General features: G+C 71.4%; 5 protein-coding genes. 3 read left to right on the top strand and 2 right to left on the bottom strand.

The window, feature by feature from the left end; translation table 11 throughout:
• The coding region (locus ACI2L1_RS08315) for a HAMP domain-containing protein (RefSeq protein ID WP_404738518.1) at positions 1–1,350 on the bottom strand (1,350 nt) is incomplete at its 3' end.
• Between the two features lie 102 nt (positions 1,351–1,452).
• On the opposite strand from ACI2L1_RS08315, the gene ACI2L1_RS08310 reads away from it, so the two are divergent.
• The 3 genes from ACI2L1_RS08310 to ACI2L1_RS08300 all read left to right on the top strand — a co-directional run bounded on the left by ACI2L1_RS08310 (position 1,453) and on the right by ACI2L1_RS08300 (position 5,597).
• Complete coding sequence (locus tag ACI2L1_RS08310) at positions 1,453–3,621, top strand: SpoIIE family protein phosphatase (protein WP_404738517.1); 2,169 nt, start codon at positions 1,453–1,455, stop codon at positions 3,619–3,621.
• Between the two features lie 58 nt (positions 3,622–3,679).
• Positions 3,680–4,912: a radical SAM family heme chaperone HemW gene (gene hemW / locus ACI2L1_RS08305; protein WP_404738516.1), complete on the top strand. Its 1,233-nt coding sequence runs from the start codon at positions 3,680–3,682 to the stop codon at positions 4,910–4,912.
• 100 nt (positions 4,913–5,012) lie between these two features.
• Complete coding sequence (locus ACI2L1_RS08300; RefSeq protein ID WP_404738515.1) at positions 5,013–5,597, top strand: Uma2 family endonuclease; 585 nt, start codon at positions 5,013–5,015, stop codon at positions 5,595–5,597.
• On the opposite strand, the gene ACI2L1_RS08295 is transcribed toward ACI2L1_RS08300, so the two are convergent.
• Entirely contained in the window at positions 5,569–6,390 is an 822-nt protein-coding gene (locus tag ACI2L1_RS08295) for a DUF3097 domain-containing protein (RefSeq protein ID WP_404738514.1), read from the bottom strand. The two genes, ACI2L1_RS08300 and ACI2L1_RS08295, sit on opposite strands and share 29 nt — an antisense overlap.
• Between the last annotated feature and the right edge of the window lie 32 nt (positions 6,391–6,422).

Below are 6,422 nucleotides of genomic sequence, written 5' to 3'. Positions count from 1 at the left end.
CTCGCGGGCCACGCGGGTGACCTCGTCGGCGAAGGCGGACAGCTGGTCGACCATCGTGTTGATCGTCGACTTGAGCTCCAGGATCTCGCCCTTCGCCTCGACCGTGATCTTCTTGCCGAGATCGCCCTGGGCCACCGCCGTCGACACCAGCGCGATGTTGCGGACCTGCGAAGTGAGGTTGTCCGCCATGAAGTTGACGTTGTCGGTGAGGTCCTTCCAGACGCCGGACACCCCTCGCACCTGGGCCCGGCCGCCGAGGTTTCCCTCGGTGCCGACCTCGCGGGCCACGCGGGTGACCTCGTCGGCGAAGGCGGACAGCTGGTCGACCATCGTGTTGATCGTCGACTTGAGCTCCAGGATCTCGCCCTTCGCGTCCACGGTGATCTTCTGGCTCAGATCGCCGTTCGCCACGGCCGTCGTCACCTGCGCGATGTTCCGCACCTGTGAGGTCAGGTTCGATGCCATGAAGTTGACGTTGTCGGTGAGGTCCTTCCAGACGCCGCTCACGCCTCGCACCTGGGCCCGGCCGCCCAACTGCCCCTCGGTGCCGACCTCGCGGGCGACCCTCGTCACCTCGTCGGCGAACGCGGAGAGCTGGTCGACCATCGTGTTCACGGTGAGCTTCAGTTCGAGCAGCTCACCGGTCGCCTCGACGGTGACCGTGCGGGTCAGATCACCGCGGGCCACCGCCGTCGTCACCAGGGCGATGTCACGCACCTGGGCGGTCAGCCGGGACGCCATGGTGTTGACCGCCTCGGTGACATCCCGCCAACTGCCGGACAGACCCGTCACCTTGGCCCGCCCGCCGAGCCGCCCCTCGGTGCCGACCTCACGGGCCACCCGGGTCACCTCGCCGGTGAACAGGGAGAGCTGGTCGACCATCTTGTTCACGGCCCGCCCCAGACGCCGTAGATCACCGCGCAGCTGGCGGTTGCCGTCGTGCAGATCGACCCGCTGGGTGAGATCGCCGCCGGCCACCGCGTCCAGGACCCGGGTCGCGTTGGCGGCCGGGGCCACCAGGGCGTCGAGCAGCTGGTTCACGTCGTTGACCCGGGAGGTCCACGAGCCCTGCCCCGGGCTGGGGGAGAGCCGCTCGTCGAGTCGGCCGAGGCGCACCAGCTCCCGCTTCACCCGGTTGACCTCGCCGGTGAAGTGGAGGTTGCGATCCACCAGCTGGTTGAAGACGGCCGTCAGTTCGGCCACGATCCCGTCGCCGGCCTCCGGCAGTTTCGCGAAGTCGCCGTCCCGGGCGGCGGTCATCGCGGCCAGCAGAGGGCGCAGATCCGATGCTCGAATCCCGGCTTCTTTCTGTCCTTCTTCGAGCACAGGCGTACCACTGTTCTCTCTCATGGCGGCCCACTTCGGTAACTCGGCGCTTATGGGCGTAGCCAGTCTGTCACTCTGTCCGCAGCGACCGAGGTGTATTCGTCCGAACTGCTCGGGGAGACGGACATGGGGGCCATTCATGTGCGACGGGAGTCCGTTGCCCGTGCGTCCGATGCGCCTGTGCCCGGCGGCGGCGCCCTCCCGCACGTCCCGGCGCAGACCCGCGCCACCTTCTCAGGAAGTCCGCTCGCGCCGGGCTCGGCCCGGGACCTGGTACGGGCCGCGCTCGCCGAGTGGGCCGAACTCGCGCTGCCCGGAACGGAGTTCCTCACCGACCGGCAGGGCGACGACGCCGTGGTCGTCGTCAGCGAACTCGTCACCAACGCCGTCGTGCACGCGGGCACCGACGTCGAGCTGAGCTGCTGCCTGGAGGCGCGCACCGGCGGCCTCGTCGTCGAGGTCCTCGACCACCATCCCGCACGCGCCCCGCGCTGGGGTACCCCCGGTTCCAGCGAGGCCGGGAACGGCGGCGGGCCCGAACCGTCGTACGGCACACCGGAGTACGGGCGTGGGCTGCGCCTGGTCGCCGCCCTCGCCGAGTCCTGGGGCATCACCTACCGTACGGGCGCCAAGACGGTGTGGGCGCGGCTGCCGGCCGGGGGGAAGGAGGCCCGCGACGGCATCCAGGCGTACGCCGGGGAGCACGCGCAGGAGCGGGAATCATGTGCTGTCGGGGAGCGCGCACCGGAGCGGGAGCCGCGGGCCGTCGGGGAGCGGGCGCAGGAGCGGACCGTCGGGAAGCGCGTACCGGAGCGGGAACAGCGGGCCGCCGGAGAGCGCACGCACCAGCGGAGGTTCCGCGTCACCGAGGCACCCGCCCAGGCGCCGCCCGAGACATCGCCCTCGCCCTCGCCCGTATCCCGATCCGAGCAGGACCGCGACTGGTTGAACCGCGGCGCCCTGTCCTTCCTCGCCGAGGCCTCCGACCTGCTCGCCGGCCAGCTCGACGAGAACCTGGTCGCCGCGCTCGCCGGCCAGCTGATCGTGCCGCGGCTGGCCGACTGGTGCGCCGTGTGGCTGGAGGACGAGGTCGCCGGACGCTGGGGGTCCCCTCGCCCGGGTGAGGCGGAAGGCGGGGCGGGCTGGGGCGAGGGCGTGCTGCCCGGGCCCCGGCTGGCCCGCGTGTGGCACGGCACCGAGAGCCGGATCGAGGAGCTGCGCCGGGTACTGGAGAAGGAGCCGCCGTGGCCGTCCGCTCCGGACCATCCCGGGCCCGAGCCGTTCCCCTGGCCCGGTGAGGCGCTCGGCCCGCACGGCACGCGCGGCTCCGCGCTCGCCTACCGGCTCACGGTCGGCGGCCGCCCGCTGGGCACCCTCGTCATCGGCCGGGCCGGGCTGGTCTCCTTCCCCGACGAGATCACCGGGCTCGTCGAGGACCTCAGCCGCCGGGTGGCGCTCGCCATCGGAGCGGCCCGCCAGTACGCCCGCCAGGCCACCATCAGCGCGGTGCTCCAGCGCGGCCTGCTGCCCGGCGCGGTCGCCGAGATCCCGGGGGTGCGCAGTGCCCTGGTGTACGAGCCGTGCGACAAGGGCGGGCCCAGCGGCGACTTCTACGATCTCTTCCCGGCCGGCGACGGCCGCTGGTGCTTCGCCGTCGGCGACGTCCAGGGCAAGGGTCCCGAGGCCGCCGTGGTCATCGGACTGGCCCGCCCCTGGCTCCGGCTGCTGGCCCGCGAGGGCTACCGCGTCGCCGACGTCCTCGACCGCCTCAACCAGCTGCTCCTCGACGACGCGACGGAGTCCGCGGACGCGGCGGCGCGGGCGCTGTCCTCCTCGGGCGGCCGCCCCATGCTCCCCGGCGACGGCCCGCAGACCCGCTTCCTGTCCCTTCTCTACGGCGAGCTCGCGCCCTTCGACGGCGGAGTGCGCTGCACCCTCGCCTCCGCCGGACACCCGTTGCCGCTGCTGCTCGGGGCGGGCGGTGAGGTCCGTACGGCCGCGCGCCCGCAGACCCTGCTCGGGGTCGTCGAGGACGAGACGTACACGAGTGAGACCTTCGAGCTGCGGCCCGGCGACAGTCTGCTGTGCGTCACCGACGGGGTGACCGAGCGGCGCAGCGGCTCCCGTCAGTTCGACGACGAGGACGGGCTCGCGGACGCGCTGGCGGGCTGCGTGGGGCTGGACGCCGACCTGATCGCGGAGCGGATCACACGGCTGGTGCACGAGTTCGGGGAGCGGCCTCCGGAGGACGATCTGGCACTGCTGGTGCTGCAGGCGGAACAGCGGGTCGGATGAACAGCGGGTCGGCGGACGACGGGACGGAGGTCCGCCGGGGTGCGGGACAATGGAGGACATGCCTTCCGCACTCCCCGACGGCGAACCTGTCCCCGACGACGGCTCGCTCCCCGCGTCCGCGCTCGCCGGCGCCGCCGACCGCCCCCTCGGCTTCTATCTGCACGTCCCGTACTGCGCGACCCGCTGCGGCTACTGCGACTTCAACACCTACACGGCGACCGAGCTGCGCGGCTCCGGCGGGGTGCTGGCCTCCCGTGACAACTACGCGGACACGCTGATCGACGAGATCCGCCTGGCGCGGAAGGTCCTCGGCGACGACCCCCGTCCGGTCCGCACGGTGTTCGTCGGTGGCGGTACGCCGACGCTGCTGGCCGCCGGGGATCTCGTACGGATGCTGGGGGCGATCCGTGACGAGTTCGGGCTGGCCGCGGACGCGGAGGTGACGACCGAGGCGAACCCGGAGTCGGTGGATCCGGCGTATCTGGCCGCGCTGCGGGAGGGCGGCTTCAACCGGGTGTCCTTCGGGATGCAGAGCGCGAAGCAGCATGTGCTGAAGGTGCTGGAACGCACGCACACTCCGGGGCGGCCGGAGGCGTGCGTGGCGGAGGCCAGGGCGGCGGGGTTCTCGCATGTGAACCTGGATCTGATCTACGGCACGCCCGGGGAGTCCGACGACGACTGGCGGGCGTCCCTGGAGGCGGCGATCGGGGCCGGACCGGACCACGTGTCGGCGTACGCGCTGATCGTCGAGGAGGGCACGCAGCTGGCCCGTCGCATCCGCCGGGGTGAGGTGCCGATGACCGACGACGACGTGCACGCGGACCGGTATCTGATCGCGGAGGAGGTGCTGTCCGGGGCGGGCTTCGACTGGTACGAGGTGTCGAACTGGGCCACTTCCCAGGCGGGCCGGTGTCTGCACAACGAGCTGTACTGGCGGGGCGCGGACTGGTGGGGCGCGGGGCCGGGGGCCCACTCGCACGTGGGCGGGGTGCGGTGGTGGAACGTGAAGCATCCCGGGGCGTATGCGGCGGCGCTGGCCTCCGGCAGGTCCCCGGGCGCCGGGCGCGAGCTGCTCTCGGAGGAGGACCGGCGGGTCGAGCGGATCCTGCTGGAGCTGCGGCTTCGGGAGGGAGCGCCTCTTGAGCTGCTGCGGGAGGAGGGGCTCGCGGCTTCGCGGCGGGCGCTGGCGGAGGGGCTGCTCGATGGCGGGCCCTATGAGGAGGGGCGGGCTGTGCTGACGCTTCGGGGGCGGTTGCTGGCGGACGCGGTGGTCAGGGACCTGGTGGACTGATCACTCGGCGGGGTGAATCGGTGCGGAACGCCGGTTCGGTCCCTAACCTGGTTCGTAGGCTGCCGCTAAAAGTACGCGGCGGATGTGGAGGGCCACGGAGATGACCGCTGTGGACGAACGCGGGGTTGCCGAGTTCTTCGAGGAGTTCGAGCCCCCGGACGGGCTCAAGGCGGAGCTTCTTCGGGGGGAAATCGTCATGATGGCCAGCCCTGACCTGGTGCACAACATCATCGTGATGTTGCTGGGCAGGCAGATTCCGATCGACCGCTGGTACGCCCTCCAGACGCAGGACGTCGATATCGTCAGCGAGGCAAGTGAGCCCGTTCCGGACCTGGTTGTCGTGACGCCCGAGATGCTGCCTGCCTCGGGACGGCTGCTGCCGTCCAGGCTGATCACCGTGGTCGTTGAGGTCGTTTGCAAGACCAGCGTCGACCGTGACTATGGCGTGAAGCGATCGATCTACGCCGCGGGCGGGGTGCCTGTGTACCTCATCGTCGATCCGATCATGGGGCAGTGCGTCGTTCTGACGAAACCCGAGGGCGAGGGCGAGAAGGCCGACTACAACGGGCAGAAGGTCTGGAAGTTCGGTGATCCGGTGCCTCTGGCGGCTCTTGAACTCGAACTGGACACGACCGGATTCGCCACGTTGCCAGACGTCAAGCCCCACCGCTGGCCGTTGCGGTAACAAAGTCGATCAGCTCCTCCACCCGCCCCAGCAGCTCCGGCTCCAGATCCCGGTAGGACCCCACCCGCTTCAGGATCGCCTGCCACACTGCCCCCGTGTTCTCCGACGGCCAGCCCAGCGCCTTGCACACGCCCGTCTTCCAGTCCTGGCCGTGCGGTACCCGAGGCCACGCCTCGATGCCCAGGGACGACGGCTTCACCGCCTCCCAGATGTCGATGTACGGGTGTCCGACGACCAGGGCGTGTTCGCTGGTCACCTCCTGGGCGATGCGCCACTCCTTCGTGCCGGGGAGGAGATGGTCGACCAGGACGCCGAGGCGGGCGTCGGGGCCCGGCGCGAACTCGGCCACGATCGACGGGAGGTCGTCCACGCCCTCCAGGTACTCCACGACCACGCCCTCGATGCGCAGGTCGTCGCCCCAGACCTTCTCCACCAGTTCCGCGTCGTGACGGCCCTCGACGTAGATACGGCCCGCGCGGGCCACGCGCGCGCGGGCGCCGGGGACGGCCACCGATCCGGAGGCGGTACGTGAGGGTCGTACGGGAGCCGCCGCAGAAGGTCTGACCAGGGTCACCACCCGGCCCTCCAGGAGGAAGCCGCGGGGCTCCAGAGGGAACACCCGGTGCTTGCCGAAGCGGTCCTCCAGGGTCACCGTGCCCGCCTCGCAGCGGATCACCGCGCCGCAGAAACCCGTGCCCGGCTCCTCGACCACCAGGCCGGGCTCGGCGGGCACCTCCGGCACCGGCTTGGGCTTCTTCCACGGAGGGGTCAGGTCGGCGGAGTACTGGCGCATTCGGATGACGATAAGAGAAGCGGGCCGGGGAT

The sequence above is a fragment of the Streptomyces sp. NPDC019531 genome, assembly GCF_044903305.1.
GTDB lineage: Bacteria > Actinomycetota > Actinomycetes > Streptomycetales > Streptomycetaceae > Streptomyces.
The sequence above is the reverse complement of the archived record's forward strand: the minus strand, read 5'-3'. Positions and strand labels throughout refer to the sequence as shown.